Origin of the sequence: Mesoflavibacter sp. CH_XMU1422-2 (assembly GCF_037029245.1) — a bacterium.
Lineage (GTDB): Bacteria > Bacteroidota > Bacteroidia > Flavobacteriales > Flavobacteriaceae > Mesoflavibacter > Mesoflavibacter zeaxanthinifaciens.
This window is the reverse complement of record NZ_JAYMEE010000005.1, coordinates 125,968-146,901: the sequence shown is the minus strand read 5'-3', so window position 1 is coordinate 146,901 and position 20,934 is coordinate 125,968. Positions and strand designations below refer to the sequence as shown.

Sequence of the window (20,934 nt, the reverse complement as noted above, 5' to 3'; positions counted from 1 at the left end):
CTGCGTATATCATAACCTTATTCCTCTCTTTGGTTCTTTATGATTAAATGTTAAAGTTAATAGATTGCTAACTTAAGACGTATAGACAACTACTCTCACAATAATTCATCTTTTGGTAGTAAAGCATCAAAAGAAATTAAAGAATTTTTATATGTCATAGAATTTGAATTTATCTATAACAATAAAACTTATAAAAATGAATGCTTTTTTGAACACAAATCTACCTTTGAAAACATTTCTTTTGAAACAGAATTACCTATCAAGTTTTTAAAGAACAATCCTAAAAAGACATTTTTAAGACGTAGAAAATTATCCTATCAAATCGGAATCCCTGAAAAAATGTGTCAATAAATTACCTAAACTCATTAAAAAATTAACTTCCCTAATCAAGAATACAGCTTAACTCAATATTCATTTTAAAAAGCATAACTTAAAAGTAAGTTTGATGTATAACATTAAAACTTACAATTATGAACAATGCCATTAAATTAAACATCAAATCACCTTGCAGTGAAGATTTTAACCAATTTAAGCTAACTGCAAAAGGTGGTTTTTGCGCTACGTGCACCAAAGAAGTCATTGATTTTTCTAAAATGAATTCTGAGGACATCATCAACTATTTCAACACTAAAAACACAGCAAACACTTGCGGTAGATTTAAAAGTGAACAATTAACCACATATCAAATTCCTGTAAAACGAAGTAAATTAAGTTGGTTAACTGGTATTGGATTAGCGTGTTTATCTTTTTTTACATTTGGAACAGCTAACGCACAAGTAAAAACTACTGAAAACAATACAATTGAAAGCACTTCTGCAAAAGACAACTTAACCATAAAAGGTACAATTACAGACCAAGATGGTTTACCACTTCCTTCTGCAACCATTTTGCTTGAAGGCACTTCAATAGGAACAGCAACAGACTTTGATGGTAATTTTGAATTTCCTCAACCATTAAAAAAAGGTGATATTTTACAAATAAACTACGTCGGTTACGAGCCTAAAAAAGTGGTAATAGACGGAAAAGCCAAAGCCCAAACTATTCAATTAAATATTAGTATGGATGTTGGCTCTGTAATAATGATGGGAAAAGTATCCTCTAAAAAATTATACAAATCTAAAAAGGATTAATAGCTATGCGAAATGTACTTACTATCATTTCTGTTTTAATCTTAAATGTTGCTTTTGCGCAAGTTTCAGATTTTAAATCTATCGATTTTACCATTGCAGATAATATTGCAAAACTCAACAATGGTAAAAACTTAGATAATTTACCACTGCTTGCGCATGAGCTAACTTATAAATTAGATACAGATGTTGAAAAATTTAGAGCCATCTACACATGGGTTTGCAACAATATTAAAGGCGATTTAAGTGTTAGCGATAAAGTATTACACAAAAGAAAAAAACACAAAAATGACAGTTTAAGCTACACACAATGGAACAACAACTATCTAAAAAAAGCATTTAAAAAACTATTTAAACACAAAAAAACAATGTGTACTGGTTATGCTTATTTAATAAAGCAACTTTGCTTTTTTGCAAATATTGAATGTGAAATCATTAACGGTTACGGAAGAAGTTTTGATACAAATGTTGAAAGTTTAGAGCTTATCAACCATTCTTGGAATGCAGTAAAACTAAACAACAAATGGTATTTATGTGATGCCACTTGGTCTAGCGGCTATTTTTTAGGTACAATTTTTATTGAAGATTATAATTTAGGCTACTTTTTAACCGAGCCTACATTATTTGCAAAAAACCACATTCCAAAAGATAAAAAATGGTTCCTTAATGAAACTTTAATTAATCGTGAATACTCAGTTGCTCCAGTAGTTTACGGCGAAACTTTTAAACACAAAACACTTCCTATTAGTCCTCAAAACATGCATGTAGAATTAAAAAAAGGAGAGCATCTAAATTTCAGTTTTAAAGCTTTTGAATCTATTGATATCGATAAGGTTTCGTTAGTCCAGTTTGTTGGAATCAATCCTGTAAATTTTGAAATAAACAATCTAAAAGAAGACAACGGAATGGTTTCATTTTCAACTACATTTAAACACAAAGGGTTTTACGACGTGCATTTAGCTATTGGTGATGATGTTGTTGCAACCTATACTGTAAAGGTCACTAAATAATCGTAAATAATTTAGCTACCTTTGTATAAATAAATTAGCTAAATGTCATTTAAAGACTTACAATTAAATAAACCTTTACGTCGTGCTGTTGCAGAAGCTGGTTACGACAACCCAACTTTGGTGCAAGAAAAAGCAATTCCTGCTATTTTAAATAAAAAAGACGTTATTGTTTCTGCGCAAACAGGTACTGGTAAAACTGCAGCATTTGCGTTACCAATTTTACAGTTACTTTTTGATCAACAAGACGCACCTAAACGCGGTAAAAAAATTAAAGGGCTTATTGTAAGTCCAACACGCGAATTAGCTGTACAAATCGCAAAAAACTTCGAAACCTACTCTACTTACACCAACCTAAGAACAACTGTGGTTTTTGGTGGCACATCTGTAGAACCTCAAAAAGATATACTAAAAAAAGGCGTTGATATTTTAATCGCTACACCTGGTAGATTGTTAGATTTACATAAGCAAACAGCTTTACATTTAGATCAAGTTGAAGTATTGGTTTTGGATGAAGCCGATTTAATGCTAGACATGGGATTTATTGATGATGTAAGAAAAATTGAACGCTTATGTCCTACCGAAAAACAAACACTTTTATTTTCGGCAACAATACCTCATAAAGTTGAAGATTTAGCAAAAACCATTTTAAATAATCCAGAGCGTATTTTGGTTGCCCCAAATGCTTCAACTTCAAAAAAGTTAGAACAATTATTATACTACGTACCAAAACGCAACAAAATAGAACTGTGTTTGCACTTATTGCGTAACACAATAAAAGGACATATTATCATTTTTAGACGTACCAAATTTGGTGTTAGTAAATTAGAACAAACACTACTAAAAAACGGTTATAAAGTAGATAGTATTCATGGTGATAAAAGTCAAAGTGCAAGACAGGAAGCGCTAAATAAATTCACAAAAAAAGAAGTTAACATTTTAATAGCTACAGATGTTGCTGCACGTGGTATAGATATAGACAGTTTGGATGCGGTAATCAATTTTGATTTACCTAACATACCAGAAACTTATGTACATAGAATTGGTCGTACAGCACGTGCTGGTCAAACTGGTGTTGCGCATTCGTTTTGTAGTGCAGACGAAAAAAATTATATTAAAACCATCCAACAATTAATTGGTTTACAATTAGATATTATTGAGGATCATCCATATCCTTTAGATCCCAAAGCAAAACCTATTGTGCATACCTCAAATAAAAAGAGTAAGCACAAAAAAGGCAGAAAAGGAAAAGGAAGTAAACAAAAGAAAAAACGTTGGTATTAAACACATTACTTTTTTAGATGAAATATATATCATTTTTAATTTTCATAGTTTCTATACAATTAGGCTTTAGTCAAACCTTTGTAAAAGACAGCTTAAACAATCAACCTGTATCTTTTGCAACCATAGATTTTGGCAATGGTTATGGTACTTTTGCAGACGAAGAAGGTAAATTTTATTACAGCGAAAAACTTTATAAAGGTATTGACACTTTAATAATTTCGGCTTTAGGATATAAAAAGAAAAAAATTGCTACTAACAAACTAACAGACACCATCAAATTGCCTCACGAAGCTTCTATATTAGAAGAAGTTATAGTCACAGCAAAACCCAAAGGGAAATTTAAAATAATGACTATAAAGCCTAACGGACATGAAGATTATTTTAAATGCTGGTTACCAACAATAGAAAGTGAAATTGCTGTATATTTCCCAAATAATTCGCCAAACACAAAACGAATTTCAAAACTTTTGCTTCCTATAAAAACGGAAGCTAAAAATTGGGACAAACGCCATAAAGACAAACACGAAAAAAGACCATTTTCAACCCTTTTTAGAGTTCATTTTTATGAAAATAACAAAGGGTTGCCAGGCGATGTTTTAACTTACGAAAAGATTTTATTCATAGCCAATCAAAATACAGATCCTATTTTTGAACTAGATGTTACTAAAAGCAACATCATGATTCCTAAAGATGGTATTTTTGTATCCATTCAAGTATTAGGATATACCGATAAAGACGGAAAATTATTACCCAACAAAAAATATAAAGAAGTCGAGACAAAACGAGGTATTGTTAGAGTTTCTACAACATTTAGACCTTTATTACCATTTACAGACAAGATTGCTAGCAAACAAACCTTTGTAAAACGAATTTTTCATAATAACGGAAAATGGGTGTTATTCGACTTAAAAAATATTAATAACTCTAATCTTTTAAAAGCTGGTTTAAACAACTACGGAATGGGATTAGAAGTAGAAGTTTATAAAGAAAAATAAAACTTCAATTTTTAAACTTGGATAAAGCTTTTTAGTTTCAATTAAAATTACACGATTACAGCTTGTACATTAACAATTTTGTAGTATTTTTAATATTCATTCATTATAATAATATAAGGCTATAATTATATGACAGAGGTTGATATTGAAAAAGAAAATGCAGCAATTGCCAAAGCCTACAAAGAGCTTTTAAAAGTTAGCTACCGCACACTTTCTAAAGAAGACAAACAACTAATTAGAAAAGCGTTTAACGTTGCTGTAGAAGCACATAGCGATCAACGCCGTAAAAGTGGAGAAGCTTACATCTTCCATCCTATTGCTGTTGCAAAAATTGTAGCGCAAGAAATTGGTCTAGACGCTACTTCTATCGCTGCAGCTTTACTTCATGATGTCGTAGAAGATAACGAAAACTATAACATAAAAGACATAGAAAATCTGTTTGGAGAAACAGTTGCTAGAATTGTTGACGGATTAACCAAAATTTCGTCTTTAAAAAAAGACATGAATGTTTCTCTGCAAGCAGAAAACTTTAGAAAAATGTTACTTACTCTTAATGATGATGTTAGGGTAATTATCATAAAAATTGCAGACCGTTTGCATAATATGCAAACTATGGACTCTATGCGTCCAGACAAGCAAGAAAAAATTGCTAGCGAAACACTTTACATTTACGCTCCTTTAGCGCATAGAATTGGTCTTTATAACATTAAAACAGAACTTGAAGACCTTGGCTTAAAGTATACAGAACCAGAAGTATACAACAGCATCTTATTAAAGATGAAAGAAAGCAAAGAAGAGCAAGATGCATACATAAACGAATTTAGTGATCTATTAAAAAAATCTTTAGATAAAGAAGGTCTAAATTATATTATAAAAGGTCGACCTAAATCTATTTTTTCAATAAAGAAAAAAATGGATAAACAAGGTGTTTCTTTTGACGAGGTTTATGACAAATTTGCCATAAGAATAATCTATAAATCAGACCGTGATAACGAAAAATTCTTAGCTTGGAAAATATATTCGATTGTCACAGATCACTTTAGACCAAACCCAACACGCTTACGCGATTGGATATCTTCACCAAAATCTACAGGATACGAAGCCTTACACATAACCGTTGTTGGATCAAAAAGCAGATGGGTAGAAGTACAAATTCGTAGTGAACGCATGAACGAAATAGCCGAAAAAGGTTACGCCGCTCATTACAAATACAAAAACGTAGATGATAACGACGATAATCTTGATATGTGGATTAACCGTCTACAAGATGCTTTAGAAAACGCGTCTACAAATGCAGTAGACTTTGTAGAGCAATTCAAACTAAACCTATACTCTAAAGAAATATTTGTTTTTACACCTAAAGGCGAATTAAAATCCTTACCAAAAGGCGCAACACCTTTAGACTTTGCTTTTAGCATTCACACAGAAGTTGGTAGCAAAACAAGAGGCGCAAAAGTTAACGGAAAATTAGTCCCATTAAGCCACGTTTTAAGCAGTGGTGATCGTGTAGAAATTATTACTTCAGAAAATGCTAAACCTAATCCAAACTGGCTAGATTATGCTACTACAGGTAAAGCAAGAAGTAAAATTAAATCACTTCTAAAAGAAGACACTAAGATAATTGGTGAAGAAGGTAAAGAAATTTTAAGAAGAAAATTAAAACAACTTAAAATTGAGCTAAACGAAAAGTCGGTTAACGAAATGGTTAATCATTTTAAACTAAAAACAAGTTTAGACCTTTTTTATCGCGTTGGTACAGGAAACATAGATAGTAAAGCATTAAAAGAATATGCTGCATCACGTAGTAATGCTTTAGTTAGTTTTATAAAAAATAAAATTAACAGAAAGCAAACCGTTAATCAAGAAGACATTAATAAAGACGAAATCACACACAAATACGATTTATTAGTCTTTGGTAAAGAAGAAGAAAAACTTGATTACAAATTTGCAAACTGCTGCAATCCTATTCCTGGCGATCCTGTTTTTGGTTTTGTAACCATAAACGATGGTATTAAAGTACACAAAAAATCATGTCCTAACGCTGTTAGTCTTCAAGCAAATTATGCGTATAGAATTATGCAAGCCAAGTGGATAGACTCTTCTCAGCGCGAGTTTGCAGCTCAAATAAAGCTTTCAGGAATCGATAATTTAGGATTAGTTAACGAGATTACTAAAGTCATTTCATCAAACATGCACGTTAATATGAAAAGCATTAACTTTAGTAGTGATGATGGCGTGTTTTCAGGAAAAATAAATGTAGTGGTTCGTAACAATACACTACTAAAAAAGTTAATGGAAAACCTAAAAAAAATTAACGGTATAGATAAGGTATCAAGAATTTAATCTTCAAGTTGTTAATAACTATTAATAACACATCTTTTAATCCAACAAAAAATAGCATTTAACCACAAAAAAAAATGTAAATTTGTCGGATAATTATGAGTGCAAATACGGACATAAAAAATCAAGAAATCGTTAAAAATGTGTTTACAGCTTTTTTAGAAGAAAAAGGGCACCGTAAAACACCAGAACGTTATGCTATACTTCAAGAAATATATTCTAGTAATGAGCATTTTGATATCGAATCTTTATATCTAAATATGAAGAACAAAAAATATCGTGTTAGTCGTGCAACACTTTACAATACGATAGATCTTTTGTTAGATTGTGGTTTGGTTAGAAAACATCAGTTTGGGAAAAATCAAGCACACTACGAAAAATCATATTTTGACAAACAACACGACCACGTTATTTTACAAGACACAGGAGAAGTTATAGAATTTTGCGATCCACGCATTCAAGCAATCAAAAAAACCATAGAAGAAGTGTTTGATATAGAAATTAATAAACACTCTTTATACTTTTACGGTAACCGAAAAAAATCACAAAACAACTAAATATAATGGCAGTAGATTTACTACTTGGTTTACAATGGGGCGACGAAGGCAAAGGAAAAATTGTTGACGTTTTAACCTCTAAATATAATATTATTGCGCGTTTTCAAGGAGGACCCAACGCTGGTCACACATTAGTATTTAATGGTAAAAAGCACGTATTACACACAATCCCTTCAGGTATATTTCATGAAAACGCAACTAACCTAGTTGGTAACGGTGTTGTGATAGATCCTGTTATTTTTAAAAAGGAATTGGACAAGTTAGCAGAGCAAGACGTAGATTATAAAAAGTCATTATTAATTTCGCGTAAAGCGCACATCATTTTACCTACGCACCGCTTACTAGATGCCGCTAGTGAAGCCTCTAAAGGAAAAGCAAAAATAGGTTCTACTTTAAAAGGAATTGGACCAACTTACATGGATAAAACAGGTCGTAATGGTTTACGTGTAGGAGATTTAGAATTAGATAATTGGCAAGAAAAGTACCGTAGTTTAGCAGACAAGCACGAATCTATGATTGACTTTTACGACGCTAAGATAGAATACGATTTAAAAGAATTAGAAAGCGAGTTTTTTGAAGCTGTAAACGTTTTAAAAAGCTTAACATTTATAGATTCTGAAGAGTACGTTTTTCAAGCTCAAAAATCTGGGAAAAGTATTTTAGCAGAAGGTGCTCAAGGATCATTATTAGATATCGATTTTGGAACATATCCTTTTGTAACATCTAGTAATACCACTGCTGCAGGTGCTTGTACTGGTTTAGGCGTAGCACCAAACAAAATAAAAGAAGTGTTTGGTATATTTAAAGCTTACACAACACGTGTTGGTTCTGGACCTTTCCCAACAGAATTATTTGACGAAGACGGCGCAACTATGGCTCGCGTTGGACATGAGTTTGGAGCAACAACAGGTAGACCAAGACGTTGTGGTTGGTTAGACCTAGTAGCATTAAAATACGCTTGTCAAGTTAATGGCGTTACACAATTAATGATGATGAAAGCAGATGTTTTATCTGGTTTTAAAACTTTAAAAGTAGCTACAGCATATAAATATAAAGGTGAAGAGATTAAGCATTTACCATACAATATCGAACCTGAAAATGTAGAACCAGTTTACACAGAGTTTAAAGGTTGGTCAGAAGATTTAACTGAGATGTCTGAAGCTTCTACATTACCTAAAGAACTAAATGAATACATTGCATTTTTAGAAAAAGAATTAGAAATTCCTATTACAATAGTTTCTGTTGGACCAGACAGAAAACAAACTATTTTTAGATAAAAATTTCTTTTAAAAAAGATTTAAAAACCTGCTAACAATTTAATTAGCAGGTTTTTCAGTCTTAAATAAATACTAATAGATAATACGAAGTAAGTTAAATCGTTATTTTTGCATCAAACACATTAAAATTGAAGTCAATAAAAACAAAATATCTCCTACTCTTTCTAATAGTTTTTATATCTTATTTTGCATCTGCACAACGTAAAACTATTGAGATTAAATACGCTGGTTTTGGAGAAAAAGACGAAGAAAAATTTCCTGGTGCACAAATATTAACCAGAAATGATGCACAACAAATTCATATTTTCCATGATGGTATAGACATGTATTGTGACAAAGCCATTTTTTACGGAAAAGAAGATTTTGTTGAAGCCTACGGAAATGTTAAAATGGTTCAAGGCGACACCATAAACCTGAATTCAAAATACGCAGAATATTCAGGAAAAACCCAATTAGCATTTGCTTCTGGAGATGTTATTTTAACCGAACCACAATCTATTCTAACTACAGACACTTTATACTTTAACCGTGCTAAACAAGAAGCTTATTATAAAACAGGCGGTAAAGTTGTAAGAGATTCTTCTGGAACAATTACCAGTAAAATTGGACGCTATTTTATGCCAAGAAAAAAGTATAGATTTCAAGATAGCGTTAAGCTTGTTAATCCAGAATATACTTTAAAAACAAAAATTTTAGATTACTATACAGATACAGGTCATGCATATATGTATGGACCATCAACTATTGAAGATGCTGCAAGTAAAATTTATTGTGAACGCGGTTTTTACGACACCGAATCTGACACTGGTTACTTTGTAAAGAAATCAAGAATAGATTATGACAACCGTGTTTTTGAAGGCGATAGCATGTATTTTGACCGTAATAAAAACTTCGCTTCTGCAACAAACAATATTAAAGTCACAGATACATTAAACAATAGTATTGTTAAAGGTCACTATGCCGAAGTCTACCGTGCAAAAGACTCTGTTTTTATTACAAAGCGCGCATTAGCCATTACACTTCAAGAAAAGGATAGCATATTTATGCATGCAGATACGTTAATGGTAACAGGTAAACCAGAACACCGTATTACTAGAGCCTATTATAATGCCAAGATTTACAAATCAGATATTAGCGGTAAAGCAGATTCGGTACACGTAGATCAAAAAACAGGATTAACACAGCTAATCAATTTAGCAAGAATGAATAAAGGCGATGCATTTTCAGCAGCAAGAAAGCCTATTCTTTGGAATGTAAAAAACCAAATGACTGGAGACACTATTCATCTTAAATCCAACCCAAAAACCGAAAAACTAGACTCTTTAATTGTATTTTATAATGCATTTGTAATCAGTAAAGACACATTAAGTGACGATGGTTACAACCAAATTTCTGGAAAGCGATTAATTGGTCTTTTTGATGATGAAAATAATCTGAAGCAAGTTGATATTCTTAAAAATGCAGAATCTATTAATTATAGTAGAAATGAAAATGGCGAATTAATAGGTATTGAAAAGTCAAAATCTGCAGATATTGAAATGTATTTTGAGAATAAAGAATTGACAGAACTAAGAAAACTACGTCAATTTGACGGAAAACTTTACACCGAAGAAGATTTTCCTGCAAACGCCAGAAAACTAAGAGGATTTGATTGGCGTGAAGACGAGCGACCTGCATCTGTAGAAGACCTTTTTGCAGATGATCCACCATTAAATTTACCAGTAATAAAAGGTTTAGAGCCTTACAATGACGAAGAAGAATTTTTTAACGACGATTTAATTGGTCGTGTAAAAAAAGCAGATCAAGAAGCCGAAGATAAAAACTTGATTAAAAAAGACGAAAAACCAAAAGCGTCAAGAAACGTACCTAATAAGTTTTTAAACAAAAAAGACACTTCAAAAGAAAAAACGGGTAAAAAACTAAATAAAATACCTGAACTAAAAAAGGATTAAACTATTGAAAGATTTATTCTTTAAATATCAAGCGCAAACGTCGCCATTTCCTTTAGGTATGGAAGTTTCTCACGCCAAAGGAAGTTATATATATGACACCAACAACAATGCACATTTAGACTTTGTAGCTGGTGTATCTGCATGTACTTTAGGGCATTGTCACCCAAAAGTTATAGAAGCAATAAAACATCAAGCCGATCAATATTTACACGTCATGGTTTATGGCGAGTATGCTCAAGGTCCTGCAGTAGATTTATGTCAATTTATAGCAGACCATTTACCTGATCCGTTAGAACAAACTTATTTAGTAAATTCTGGTACAGAAGCTATTGAAGGTGCATTAAAACTAGGACGTCGTGTCACTGGAAGAAGTCAAATTATAGCGATGAAAAATGCTTATCATGGCAATACAATGGGTTCTTTAAGTTTAATGAATTATGAAGAAAGAAAAGCGCCTTTTAGACCATTAATTCCTGATGTGCATCATATTAACTTTAATAGTGAAACGGACTTAGATTTTATTTCTAAAAAAACTGCTGCTGTTATAGCAGAAACTATTCAAGGTGGTGCAGGTTTTATAGAACCAACTAATAATTACTTAGCTAAATTAAAAGCAAAATGCCAAAGCGTTGGCGCTTTATTAATTTTAGACGAAATCCAACCAGGTATTGGTAGAACAGGTAAACTTTTTGGTTTCGAAAACTATAATGTTATTCCAGATATTGTCGTAACTGGTAAAGGTCTTGGTGGCGGTTTACCTATTGGTGCTTTTACAGCTTCAAAAAAGCATATGTCACTATTAAAAGACAACCCAAAAATGGGACACATCACTACTTTTGGTGGTAATCCTTTAATTGCTGCTTCTGCTTTAGCAACATTAAAAGAAGTAATTAACAGCAATTTAATGCAAGAAACTTTAGAAAAAGAGAAATTGGTAAAAGACCTTCTTTTACAACATCCTTTAATTAAAGAAGTGCGTGGTCGTGGTTTAATGTTAGCTGCAATTACAAAGTCTGCAGAAGTTACTAACCATGTAGTTTTAGAAGCTCAAAAACAAGGTTTAATTCTATTTTGGTTACTATTTGAACCAAAAGCCATACGCATAACACCGCCACTAACAATCAGTAAAGACGAACTTAAAAAAGGCTGTGGCATTATTATTGACATACTTAATAAATTACTGTAATAAAGTTATCTTCTAACCGACTAAAGCTCAACTAAAAAACAATTAAAATAGTAATTGTTCATTACTTTGTTAAAAACAAATCATCTAAAAGTTTAAAAAAAGTACAATAGAACATTACATTTATTACAAGGAAATTAAAAATGCCTATGGAATTTAGCCAAGATAGCCCTAACAATAATGTTTCTCTAAATAAATTTGAGTCAATGCTAAAAACAAACAATGTATTGTTTTTTGACTCAGAAGAATTTGAAAACATTATACATCATTACCTAAATCAAGGTAAAGTTGCTCTTGCAAAAAAAGCAATAAAATTAGGATTAGAACAACATCCATCTTCAACTAATTTAAAATTATTTAAAGTTGAAGTTTATGTTTTTGAAAACAAATTAAAAGAGGCTAATCAACTACTAGATGCACTTTATGTTTTAGAGCCATCAAATGAAGAAGTGTACATCCAAAAAGCTAATATTCTTTCTAAAGAAGACAAGCATGAAGACGCAATCAAAGTATTAAAAATAGCATTAAACTTTTCTGAAGAAGTTTCAGAAATACATGCTTTAATAGGCATGGAATACTTGCTCTTAGACGACTTTGAAAAAGCCAAGCAAAGCTTTATGAGTTGTTTAGAAGAACAACCAGAAGACTATTCTTCATTATATAATATTATATACTGCTTTGATTTTTTAAATCAAAATGAAGAAGCAATTACATTTTTAAATAAATACTTAAATTCTAATCCTTATTGTGAAGTTGCATGGCATCAATTAGGCAAACAATACTTCTCTGCTAAAGATTATAAAAAGGCACTTAGCGCATTTGACTTTGCGATAATTTCTGATGACCGTTTTATAGGTGCTTACTTAGAAAAAGGTAAGGTTTTAGAAAAATTAAAACGCTACAAAGAAGCGATAGAAAACTATTTACTTACACTAGAACTTGATGACCCAACTAGCTTTGCTTTATTAAGAATGGGTTGTTGTTATGAAAAGTTAGGTCAATTAGATTTAGCAAAACAATACTATTATAAAACAGTAAAAGAAGACCCATTACTAGACAAAGGTTGGATTGCAATTACTAAATTTTATTTAAAGCAACATAATTACCAAAAAGCATTATATTACATCAATAAAGCAATAAATATTGATGCAGAAAATGTAATCTATTGGAAACTTTATGCCCAAATAAATCAAAGACTTAACTTTTTAGAAGAAGCAGAAAAAGGTTATAAAAAAGCAATAGAATTAGGTAATTACGAACTAAACACTTGGCTGTCCAGAACAGATATACTTATTCAGATAGGAGAATTAGATGCTGCTAGTTTAAATTTAATACAAGCAACAGAATTTTATCCAGAAAATGCCGAAATAGAATTTAGACTAACCGGTATATACTATAAAGTTTTAGAAACCGAAAAAGGCAGTTATCATCTTAAAAACGCAATGACTTTTAATAAAGAATTCTTGTTTATTGTAGAAGAGCTATTTCCTGAAGTATATCACTCTATTACTTTTCAAAAGGCGTTAAAAAAGGTACAATAAAGTAATCTTGTTTCTAATTTTACATACCTTTGAAGCTTTAAAACAAAAAAGATGCAAAGACGTTTAAAAGACTATCTTTTTATTAGCTTAAAAGGTGTTGCAATGGGCGCAGCAGATGCTGTACCTGGTGTTTCTGGAGGAACTATAGCATTTATTTCTGGTATTTACGAAGAACTAGTAACAACTATAAGTAATGTAGACTTTTCTTTATTTAAAACCTTAAAAAAAGAGGGCATTCTTCCTTTCTGGAAACAGTTAAACGGTAATTTTTTATTAGCGCTTTTAACAGGTATTATAATTAGCTTTATTTCCTTTATGAGATTGGCTAAATTTCTTTTAGAAGAACATCCTGTACTTATTTGGTCTTTCTTTTTTGGATTAATTATTGCAAGCATTTACTTTGTTGGTAAACAAATAAAAAAGTGGTCATCATCTACTATTATTGCTCTTATTGCTGGTGCTGTAATAGCTTTTTACATTACAGGTTTACCGTCCTTAGCTAGTAATACTAATTCTTATTTTCTTTTTATTGCTGGTGCTATAGCTATTTGTGCTATGATTTTACCAGGGATTTCTGGTAGTTTTATTTTAGTTATTCTAGGTGCTTACAAGACTTTAAGTGATGCATTTCATGATTTTGATATCAAAAAAATAGCCCTTTTTGCATCTGGTGCTGTAGTTGGTCTTTTATCTTTTAGTCGTGTTCTTAAATGGCTATTTAAAAATTATCATAATCTAACATTAGCTTTATTAACTGGTTTTATTTTAGGCTCTTTAAACAAAGTTTGGCCATACAAAAAAACCTTAAAGGTTATGGAAGATACCACAGGAAATATTGTTGATTTTGAGACGGTATCAAACTTTGGAACATTAGGTATATATCAAAAATCTATTCAGAATTTTGACAGTTACAAAATGGTAATAGAACAGAGTATTTCTCCTTCATATTACGCCGAAATTAATCAAGTCAATGCGCAACTACCGCTAGCAATTGGCTTAATGGTTGTAGGATTTTTAACTATTTTTATACTTGAAAAAGTAGGAAACAAACCAGAATAATGCAAAGCACCAGAACATTAAAAGATCGTATTTTTTTAGTTCTTAAAGGTTTAGGAATGGGCGCAGCAAACAAAGTGCCTGGTGTTTCTGGTGGTGTGGTTGCTTTTGTTGCAGGCTTTTATGAAGAGTTTATTTATTCTCTTCAAAAAGTAAATATAAAAGCGTTTAAACTACTATTTAATGGTCGTTTTAAATCATTTTATAATTATATAAATGGTAGATTTTTAAGTCTCTTATTTTTAGGGATGGTAATTAGTTACTTTAGTGTTTCTAAAATATTAGACTATCTAATAACCCACTATCAGCTTTATGTATGGAGTGTGTTTTTTGGGATGATTATTGGATCTATTTATTATATAAGTAAAGATTTTAAAGATTGGAAACCTACAACATACTTAGCATTAACTATTGGTATTGCTATTGGTTTAAGTATTAGCTTTTTAGATCCTGCAACACAAAATGATAATTTATTATTTGTGTTTTTTTGCGGGATAATTAGTGTATCAGGTATGACTTTACCTGGTTTTTCAGGTTCCTTTATTTTAATACTTTTAGGTAATTACGTGTTACTATTAGTAGACTCTGTTAATGCTTTGTATGACACTGTAACCGAAATTATAACCGGAGACTTTAGCTTTACATCTAATTTAGAGCGCATAAGAATGCTTAAGGTTTTAGCTGTTTTTACGCTTGGTTCTGTAGTTGGATTAGTCACATTTTCTCACGCATTAAATTATATTTTAAAACATTATAAAAGTGTAACTATCGCATCAATAATTGGCTTTATCGTTGGCTCTTTAGGCGTCGTTTGGCCATTTAAAGAAACCATTTATAAAACCAATAATAATACTTTTGTACTAGACTCAAGAGGAGAAAAAATCATCGAAAATTACAAACGTTATTTACCAGAACTAACACCAGAAACCTACTATGCTATTGCTTTTACAATAATTGGTATAGCTATAGTTTTAGCTTTAGAGTTTTACGGACAAAAAACAAGGCAAGCCAATGCGTAGATTTGGATTAATCGGTAGAGATATCTCCTATTCATTTTCTCAAAATTATTTTTCAATAAAATTTAAAGATGAAAATATTAAAAATGCATCTTACGAAAATTTTGATATAGAAAACATAAATCAATTTAAAACTGAGGTATTAAATCAAGATATAAAAGGTTTAAACGTTACAATTCCTTATAAAGAAGAAATTATTCCTCAATTGGATAGCTTAGATAAAAAAGCAAAAAAAATTGGAGCTGTAAACACTATAAAAATCTCAAAAAAAGGAAAAACAAAGGGTTATAATACCGATTGTTATGGTTTTAAAAAATCACTTAAACCTCATCTTAAAAAAAGACATAAAAAAGCACTTATTTTAGGTACTGGTGGCGCAAGTAAAGCTATAGCATTTGTTCTTAAAAAATTAGGGATTAAATACAAATTTGTTTCAAGAACATCTTCAACAAAAGCAGATTATACGTATTTAGATTTAACAGAAGACATCATAAACGACCACAAAATAATCATTAATTGCACACCTGTAGGCACCTATCCCAATATAGATAACGCTCCTGACATACCTTATAATTTCATTTCTAAAAAACATATTTTATTCGATTTAATTTATAATCCTTCGGAAACTACGTTTCTAAAAAACGGAAAACTAAAAGGCGCAAAAATCATTAATGGTTACGATATGTTGGTATTTCAAGCAGGAAAAGCTTGGAAAATATGGAATAAATAGCGCATAGCTTAGAATTTTGTTTGTAGTTTTTCAACTTGTTACTATCTTTAAAATCTAAATTTTAAAACATTTTAAAGATGTCAGAGCTAGATAACCTGCAAAACGCAGACGGAACGGAAGAACAAAAAGAAACTGTACAACCAACAACAGAAGACAATTCAAACAACGACGATGATAAAGTCTTAAATGAAATTGAAGACTCTAACGCAGAAGATGCCGAAGATGAAGGCAATAAAGACAGACATAATATTGAAGAAAAAGATTATGAGTCTTTAAACATGGAACAATTGGTTATAGAACTTGAACGTTTGGTAAAAAACGAAAAAGTACAAGCTATAAACAAACATGTTAATGCCTTAAAACAAGAGTTTGATAAACAATTTAATGACTTACTTGAAGAAAAGAAAGAAGAGTTTTTAAGTAATGGCGGTGTAGAGATGGACTTTAGATACAACTCTCCGTTACAACGTAGCTTTAGAGACACTTATAAAGACTACAAACAACGTCTAACTGCACACTACAAAAATTTAGAAAAAAACTTAAAGCAAAATTTAAATAATAGGCTAGAAATTATTGAGCAAATAAAAGCACTTACAGAAGATGCAGAAGACTTAATGAGTTCTAAATATAAGACATTTAAAGATTTACAAGACCAATGGAGAAATGCTGGTCCAATACCAAGAGATAAATATAATAACGCTTGGAATAGCTACCATTTTAATGTAGAACGTTTCTATGATTTATTACACTTAGATCGAGATTTACGCGATAAAGATTTTGAACATAATTTAGAACAAAAAACAAAAATTATAGAGCAAGCAGAAGCACTAGCTAAAGACGATAATATAAACAGAGCCTTTAGAGAACTTCAAAATCTTCATAAAATCTGGAAAGAAGAGCTTGGTCCTGTAGCAAGAGAACACAGAGAACCAATCTGGGAACGATTTAAAGAAGCTACAAAGAAAATTAATGAAAATAGACAAGAATACTTTAAAAGCTTAGATAAATTATACGAGCAAAATCTTGTAAACAAACAAGCTATTATAGATAAGATTGCTCAAATTTCTTCAGAAAATATAAATACTCACAAAGGTTGGCAAAATAAAATTAAAGAAGTTGAAGCGTTAAGAGAAGAATTTTTTAAAGCAGGAAAAGTACCTATTAAAGTCAATGAAGCTACTTGGGCAAAATTTAAAGATGTGGTACGTTCTTTTAACCGTAAGAAAAATCAATTTTATAAAGACTTAAAAAAGGAACAATACATTAACCTTCAAAAAAAGGAAGAATTAGTAAAAATTGCTGAAGAAAACAAAGACAATGACGATTTTGAAGCAACGACACCTTTAATGAAAAAAATACAATCCAATTGGAAACAAATTGGACACGTACCAAGAAAGGATAGTGACAAAATCTGGAAGCAATTTAAAAAAGCTTGCAACCATTATTTTGACAGATTAAAAGACCAACGCAATGCAGCTACAGCTGAAGAAGAACAAGCTTTTAAAGAAAAAGAAGCTTTATTAGCTCATGTTAAAGAATTAAAACTTTCTGGAGAACAAAAAGAAGATTTAGCGACCATAAAAGAGCAAATTAATAAGTGGAAAAATATTGGTCGTGTACCAAGAAACAAAAGACATATTGAAGGCGACTTTAATAGTACTCTAGATGGTTTATTTAAAAACTTAGACTTAAATAAATCTGAAGCAGAAATGATAAAATTTGAAAACAAACTTCAAGATTTATCATCTACAGATAATCAAAGAGTGATTGATAATGAGCGTTTTTACATTCAGAAAAAAGTAGATGAAATTAAAGGCGAAATTAATCAGTTAGAAAATAACCTTCAGTTTTTCACTAATGTTAAATCTGATAACCCTTTAGTAAAAGAAGTGCATAAAAATATTAAAAAGCACAAAGAGGAGTTAGCACTTTGGAAAACCAAACTTAAAAAAATTAAGTCTTTATATTAATGAAAGGTAACCATTGGTGGGATAAGCTTATAAATTACATAAAGTTTAAAAACTTTTTTGCTTTAATAATTTTGGGTATTTTACTTATAACTTTGATCGTTAAAATCATTATTGAAAACTTATTTTAATAAAAAAACCAAACCCTATTTCTGAGAAGAAATAGGGTTTTGGCTCCTAACTAAACTAACCAATTATTTCTCTTCGCTTACAAGAAATAATTCTACTTTCTATGACACCTAATATGATGTGTGCTATTAATCAACTTTATGTGTGTAAAGGAAAGATTAAATGTCATATATTTTATATACGACACATATTTTATTTTGGATGTTTTGGATTTAAAAAAAGTATATTTTTTTAAAATTTTAACATAACAATCAGTAAAACAATAGGTTACAACCTTTTAAAATTACATTTTTTTGGCTTCTTCCCAAAAAACATCCATTTCAGCAAGTGTCATTTGTTTTAAATCCTTGTTTAATGCTTTTGCTTTATTTTCTAAATACATAAAACGTTTTGAAAATTTTTTATTAGTACGTTCTAATGCATTTTCTGGATTAATTTTCAAGAACCTTGCGTAATTTACCATAGAAAATAGCACATCTCCAAACTCGCTTTCCATAGCGTCTTTGTTTCCTTTTTGTACTTCTTCTTTAAATTCAGATAACTCTTCTTCTACTTTCTCCCAAACTTGTTCTGGTTGTTCCCAATCAAAACCAACGCCAGCTACTTTATCTTGTATTCTATTTGCTTTTACTAGTGCTGGCAAGCTATTTGGTACGCCTTCTAAAACACTTTTTTTACCTTCTTTTAGTTTAAGGTTTTCCCAATTTCTTTTTACATCGTCTTCATTTTCAACTTTTACATCTCCATAAATATGCGGATGCCTATGTATTAGTTTATCGCAAACAGTATTTAGTACATCGGCTATATCAAAATCATTAGTTTCACTTCCTATTTTTGCATAAAAAACTAAGTGAAGCATTAGGTCTCCTAGTTCCTTTTTTACTTCTTCTAAATCATTATCCAAAATAGCATCGCCTAGTTCGTAAGTTTCTTCTATAGTAAGATGGCGTAAGCTTTGCATGGTTTGTTTTTTATCCCATGGACATTTCTCGCGTAACTCATTCATAATAGTTAATAAACGGTCAAATGCTTTTAATTGATCAGGTCTTCTATTCATAAAAAAGGGTTTTGGTAAAAGTACAATGATTTATTATTGCGTAAAACATTGGCACAAAAAAATCCAGCTTTAAGGCTGGATTTTTTTATATTTTAATAAACAAGTTTATTATTCTTCTTCGTCACTTGTTGTTACTTCTTCTTCTAAATTTAAAAGATCATTTTTAACAAGTAAATTATACCACTGAATTACTTTTTTAATATCACTAACATATACTCTATCTTCATCATAATCTGGTAATACTTCAAAGAAGTATTCTTCTAACTTATCTTTAGAGTCTTTATGGCTAATAGCTGTTTCTTGTCCGTTTTCTTTTTCGCTTATTTTTCTAAAAACATCTGCTAAAGGCACTTCTTCGGTTAAAGTATATATTGCTATCTCGCTTAATACACTTACATTTTGTTGTATACCAATAGATAATCTTTTTTGATCTATTAAAGATTCTGCTATAAAGCCCGTTCTTGTTTGAGTTACTAATTTGTATAATCCAGGTTTACCTGAAATTGCTAAAACTTTTTCTAAAGCCATAAATTTATTTTTAAGGGTCGCAAATATCTAATGTTACTTTGGGTTTTCCAAACGTTTAACGTTTCTTTTTCATTAACGGAAACTTCATTCGGTAATCTACGTTTATTTTTCCTTTAGAAATATTGGTTAGCTTTCCTTTAATTAAGCGTTTTTTAAGTGCAGATAATTTATCTGTAAATAACACGCCTTCAATATGGTCATACTCATGTTGAAATACTCGTGCTGCAAGACCTGACAACTCTTCTGTATGTGTATTAAAATCTTGATCTTGATATTGTATTTTTATATTTGGTTGTCTAAACACGTCTTCTCTAACATCTGGTATACTAAGACAGCCTTCGTTAAATGCCCATTCGTCTCCAGTTTCTTCTAGTATAGTTGGGTTAATAAAAACACGTTTAAAATCTTTTAATTGTTCTTGCTCTTCTTTTGACAAATCATCATCTTCTGCAAATGGTGATGCATCTACTATAAAAAGTCTAATCGATAACCCAATTTGTGGTGCTGCAAGACCAACACCGTATGCACCATACATAGTTTCAAACATGTTATCTATTAATGTGTCAAGATTTGGGTAATCTTTTGTTATTTCTTTGGCTTGCTTTTTTAAAACGGGATCGCCGTAAGCAACTATAGGTAATATCATAAACTATTATTTATTATAAAGGTAACTTTGTAAGATGATAGTTGCACTAACCTCATCTAACAAAGCTTTGTTTTGTCTTTGTTTTTTCTTTAATCCACTATCAATTAAGGTTTGCGCTGCCATTTTGGAGGTAAAACGCTCGTCTACTCTTTCAATAGGAATGTGCGGAAATGTAGATCTTAGTTTAGAAATAAATGGTTTAATTAAAGCTTCGCTTTCGCTAGCTGTATTATCCATTTGTTTTGGCTCTCCAACTAAAAAAAGCTCTACATTCTCTTTTTCTGTATATGTCTTTAAGTAATCTAAAAGCTCTTTTGTAGCTACAGTAGCTAGTCCTGATGCTATAATTTGCATATCGTCTGTAACTGCTAATCCTGTTCTTACTTTACCGTAATCTATTGCTAATATTTGAGCCATCTTAAAATTTTATGCAAATTTATGGTTTTATAGATTAACACCTTAAATATTATGCCATATTTTAATTTATAGGAATTATATTTGCGTGAAGGATTGAAGCGACATCCTTTTTTTGCTGCCATATA

The 20,934-nt window shown here is 30.8% G+C and carries 18 protein-coding genes; 14 read left to right on the top strand and 4 right to left on the bottom strand.

Translation table 11 applies throughout. The features are described from left to right. Positions 1-470: 470 nt before the first annotated feature. From WA340_RS01805 to WA340_RS01740, 14 genes are all read left to right on the top strand, one after another. Positions 471-1,130: a carboxypeptidase-like regulatory domain-containing protein gene (locus tag WA340_RS01805; protein WP_336127041.1), complete on the top strand. Its 660-nt coding sequence runs from the start codon at positions 471-473 to the stop codon at positions 1,128-1,130. A 5-nt stretch (positions 1,131-1,135) separates the two neighbouring features. After that, positions 1,136-2,137, top strand: a complete 1,002-nt coding sequence (locus tag WA340_RS01800; RefSeq protein ID WP_336127040.1) for a transglutaminase domain-containing protein — start codon at positions 1,136-1,138, stop codon at positions 2,135-2,137. Between the two features lie 42 nt (positions 2,138-2,179). Continuing rightward, entirely contained in the window at positions 2,180-3,418 is a 1,239-nt protein-coding gene (locus tag WA340_RS01795) for a DEAD/DEAH box helicase (RefSeq protein WP_336127039.1), read from the top strand. A 17-nt stretch (positions 3,419-3,435) separates the two neighbouring features. Further along, on the top strand, positions 3,436-4,413 hold the full coding sequence (locus WA340_RS01790; RefSeq protein ID WP_336127038.1) for a hypothetical protein: 978 nt from the start codon (positions 3,436-3,438) through the stop codon (positions 4,411-4,413). A gap of 129 nt (positions 4,414-4,542) precedes the next feature. Beyond that, positions 4,543-6,756: a RelA/SpoT family protein gene (locus WA340_RS01785; protein WP_336127037.1), complete on the top strand. Its 2,214-nt coding sequence runs from the start codon at positions 4,543-4,545 to the stop codon at positions 6,754-6,756. A gap of 95 nt (positions 6,757-6,851) precedes the next feature. Beyond that, positions 6,852-7,310: a Fur family transcriptional regulator gene (locus WA340_RS01780; RefSeq protein WP_027880118.1), complete on the top strand. Its 459-nt coding sequence runs from the start codon at positions 6,852-6,854 to the stop codon at positions 7,308-7,310. A gap of 5 nt (positions 7,311-7,315) precedes the next feature. Further along, a complete protein-coding gene (locus tag WA340_RS01775; RefSeq protein WP_336127036.1) occupies positions 7,316-8,587 on the top strand; it encodes an adenylosuccinate synthase in 1,272 nt (423 codons plus the stop codon). Between the two features lie 128 nt (positions 8,588-8,715). Next, positions 8,716-10,539, top strand: coding sequence for an OstA-like protein (locus WA340_RS01770; protein WP_336127035.1), 1,824 nt, complete (start codon positions 8,716-8,718; stop codon positions 10,537-10,539). Positions 10,540-10,543: 4 nt separating this feature from the next. After that, entirely contained in the window at positions 10,544-11,725 is a 1,182-nt protein-coding gene (locus tag WA340_RS01765; RefSeq protein WP_336127034.1) for an aspartate aminotransferase family protein, read from the top strand. Between the two features lie 146 nt (positions 11,726-11,871). Continuing rightward, positions 11,872-13,263 carry a tetratricopeptide repeat protein gene (locus tag WA340_RS01760; RefSeq protein ID WP_336127033.1) on the top strand — a complete coding sequence of 464 codons (1,392 nt, stop codon included), beginning with the start codon at positions 11,872-11,874 and terminating at the stop codon, positions 13,261-13,263. A gap of 51 nt (positions 13,264-13,314) precedes the next feature. Next, a complete protein-coding gene (locus tag WA340_RS01755; RefSeq protein WP_304143197.1) occupies positions 13,315-14,322 on the top strand; it encodes a DUF368 domain-containing protein in 1,008 nt (335 codons plus the stop codon). After that, positions 14,322-15,338, top strand: a complete 1,017-nt coding sequence (locus WA340_RS01750; protein ID WP_027880123.1) for a DUF368 domain-containing protein — start codon at positions 14,322-14,324, stop codon at positions 15,336-15,338. The genes WA340_RS01755 and WA340_RS01750 overlap by 1 nt, the downstream gene beginning before the upstream one ends. Next, entirely contained in the window at positions 15,331-16,065 is a 735-nt protein-coding gene (locus tag WA340_RS01745; RefSeq protein ID WP_336127032.1) for a shikimate dehydrogenase family protein, read from the top strand. Before WA340_RS01750 ends, WA340_RS01745 begins: the two co-directional genes overlap by 8 nt. 77 nt (positions 16,066-16,142) lie before the next feature. After that, positions 16,143-18,035, top strand: a complete 1,893-nt coding sequence (locus WA340_RS01740) for a DUF349 domain-containing protein (RefSeq protein WP_336127031.1) — start codon at positions 16,143-16,145, stop codon at positions 18,033-18,035. A 409-nt stretch (positions 18,036-18,444) separates the two neighbouring features. Here WA340_RS01740 and mazG read toward each other — a convergent pair whose 3' ends face one another. The 4 genes from mazG to ruvX all read right to left on the bottom strand — a co-directional run bounded on the left by mazG (position 18,445) and on the right by ruvX (position 20,809). After that, the gene (gene mazG / locus WA340_RS01735) at positions 18,445-19,218 is read right to left on the bottom strand and encodes a nucleoside triphosphate pyrophosphohydrolase (RefSeq protein ID WP_336127030.1); all 774 of its coding nucleotides are present in this window, start codon (positions 19,216-19,218) and stop codon (positions 18,445-18,447) included. A 108-nt stretch (positions 19,219-19,326) separates the two neighbouring features. Further along, positions 19,327-19,746 (bottom strand): DUF5606 family protein, encoded by a 420-nt coding sequence (locus tag WA340_RS01730; RefSeq protein ID WP_304143187.1) that lies wholly within the window; start codon positions 19,744-19,746, stop codon positions 19,327-19,329. 55 nt (positions 19,747-19,801) lie between these two features. Then, positions 19,802-20,392 carry a peptide deformylase gene (gene def, locus WA340_RS01725; protein ID WP_304143185.1) on the bottom strand — a complete coding sequence of 197 codons (591 nt, stop codon included), beginning with the start codon at positions 20,390-20,392 and terminating at the stop codon, positions 19,802-19,804. 6 nt (positions 20,393-20,398) lie between these two features. Then, positions 20,399-20,809 carry a Holliday junction resolvase RuvX gene (gene ruvX, locus WA340_RS01720; RefSeq protein ID WP_106679339.1) on the bottom strand — a complete coding sequence of 137 codons (411 nt, stop codon included), beginning with the start codon at positions 20,807-20,809 and terminating at the stop codon, positions 20,399-20,401. Positions 20,810-20,934 lie beyond the last annotated feature (125 nt).